This window comes from Rhodoferax sp. (assembly GCF_014859475.1).
Taxonomy (GTDB): Bacteria; Pseudomonadota; Gammaproteobacteria; order Burkholderiales; family Burkholderiaceae_C; genus Rhodoferax.
On record NZ_JACUUE010000308.1, the window covers coordinates 1 to 2,056 of the forward strand.

Here is a 2,056-nt window from a genome sequence, read left to right on the forward strand (position 1 = left end):
GGCTGGCGTCTTGCTCATGCTGGCGGCCAGCTACGCCCTGTTGGTGACGTTTTCGCGCGGCGGCTATTTGGCATTTGGTGTGGCCGTGACTGTTGTGTTGCTGGCTACCCTGCTCAAGTCCAGGCGGCGTGTGCAAGCCGGTTTTGTGCTGGCTGCTTTTGCAGGGGCCTTGCTACTGCTTGCCATGCCCGTTTTTAAAGGCCAATTTGTTCAGGCGCGTGTGGCCACCGCCGGCGCAGACCTGGCTTTCAGGCAGGCCCATTGGGCCGATGCCCTTGCCATCCGCGACCCAGGCTGGACCACAGACCTGTTTGGCATGGGCCTGGGGCGCTTCCCTGAAACCAAATACTGGCGCAGCACGCTGCACCCCAAAGTGGGCACCTACCAGTTGTCAAGCGAAGCTGGCAACCCTTACCTGCGGCTGGATGCGGGCGACCCCATTGGCATGGATCAAATCGTGGCAGTCAAGCCGGGGCAACCTTACCGGCTGAAGCTGGATGCGCGCGCCAGCGAGCCCAACGCAACAATCACGGTCAGCATTTGCGAGAAATCGCTGTTGACCTCTGCCAACTGCGTATCGCCCACGTTTGACATCGGCAACGACTCTGGTGCCTGGCGCAGCCTGGAGGCCGCCGTTGACACCACCGCACTTGCCGCCCGCCCCTGGTACAGCCAAAGACCCATCAAGCTCACGCTCAGCTACGCGGTGGCGCAATCCACCATTGACATCGACAACGTGAAACTGGAAACCACTAGTGGCACCAACCTGCTGCGCAATGGCGATTTTGCGCAGGGGCTGGACCAATGGTTTTTTGCCACCACGGGCACCCTGCATGCGCACTGGCGCACGCACAGCCTGTTTTACGGTGTTCTGTTTGACCAGGGCTGGTTTGGCGCGCTGGCGCTGGGTGCATTGATCGTTCTGGCGTTTGTGCGGGGGGGCAAAAAGGTGGTGCAGGGCAATGCCATGGCCGGCGCAGCATTGGCTTCGCTCAGCGGTTTTTTGGCAGCAGGGCTTTTTGACACCCAAATTGACGCACCCCGCTTCTTGACGCTACTGCTGTTGCTGGTCTGGGCCAGCTTCTAGCTTGTGGTAATCTGCTTGCGGCATTTGTGGACAGGTGGTCACTTGTCAAATTAACTATTGGAGAGTCACCATGAAAAAATTTGCTGTTATGGGCGCCGTTGCGCTTGCGTTTGTTTCCGGCCAAGCGGCGGCCGTTTGTTCTGAAACCGCCGGTTGGAAGAAGATGAATGCCACGGGCTCGGGCGGCAGTCTGGCCCTGAGCACATTGGGTGGCAAAACCGTGTGCGTAGGCGCTGCACCCACCTGGGACGCGCAGGAGTTTCATTCTGGTACTACCGGTAGCGACCTCATAGATTACAAGCGTGGTCCGGGTCACCCGGTTGACCCCACGGACAAGGTTGGCACATGGTCTATCGTAGGAAATCAGATCAACTACAACTATGGCCCTGCTGCCAATTACACCTACGACGTCTATGAAAAAAATGGTGCCTACAGCTTTTGCGTGGGCGCTAGCGAAAAAGCTGCAGCCACCATCAGGACTGGTCAAGTCGGTTGTTGACATCGCCTAGCGCTGCTCGCTGCACCTTGCAAACTGGTTGAGCGCGCCGCCAGTTTGCTTTAATTTCTCGGCACTGATCTTCAAGCTACGGGCTGGACGATCTGTATCGTCAAGCCATTCTTGAACCGCACCTGATGTCCACCCGCAATTCGCTGTTCTTTTCCTTTCTGGACCGCTACGCCAGCCTGGCGATCACCATCATTTCGTCGATGGCGATTGCGCGCTTGCTGACCCCGGCTGAAATCGGCGTGTTCTCTGTCACGGTGGTGCTTTTGTCTTTTGTGTCCACCATTCGGGACATGGGCGCGGGCCAATACCTGGTGCAAGAAAAAGAATTGACTACTGAGCGCATTAGGGCTGTATGGGCAGTGCAGTTGGGCTTGGGTTTGGCGATGGCATGTGTGGTCTTGTTGGCTAGCTACCCGGTAGCGCTGTTTTACGACGAACCCCGCATGCGCAATGTGATGTTA

3 protein-coding genes are annotated in these 2,056 nt (G+C 57.7%); all 3 read left to right on the forward strand.

The window, feature by feature from the left end; all coding sequences use genetic code 11:
* Positions 1–1,087: O-antigen ligase family protein (locus tag IBX54_RS14720; RefSeq protein WP_296543401.1), on the forward strand; the 1,087-nt coding region annotated here is incomplete at its 5' end.
* Positions 1,088–1,157: 70 nt separating this feature from the next.
* Complete coding sequence (locus tag IBX54_RS14725; protein ID WP_296543402.1) at positions 1,158–1,586, forward strand: hypothetical protein; 429 nt, start codon at positions 1,158–1,160, stop codon at positions 1,584–1,586.
* A gap of 134 nt (positions 1,587–1,720) precedes the next feature.
* The coding region (locus tag IBX54_RS14730) for an oligosaccharide flippase family protein (RefSeq protein ID WP_296543403.1) at positions 1,721–2,056 on the forward strand (336 nt) is incomplete at its 3' end.

Bases quoted from the DNA above. Each gene is read 5' to 3' on its own strand.
- IBX54_RS14725 (WP_296543402.1), top strand. From the start codon at position 1,158: ATGAAAAAATTTGCTGTTATGGGCGCCGTTGCGCTTGCGTTTGTTTCC.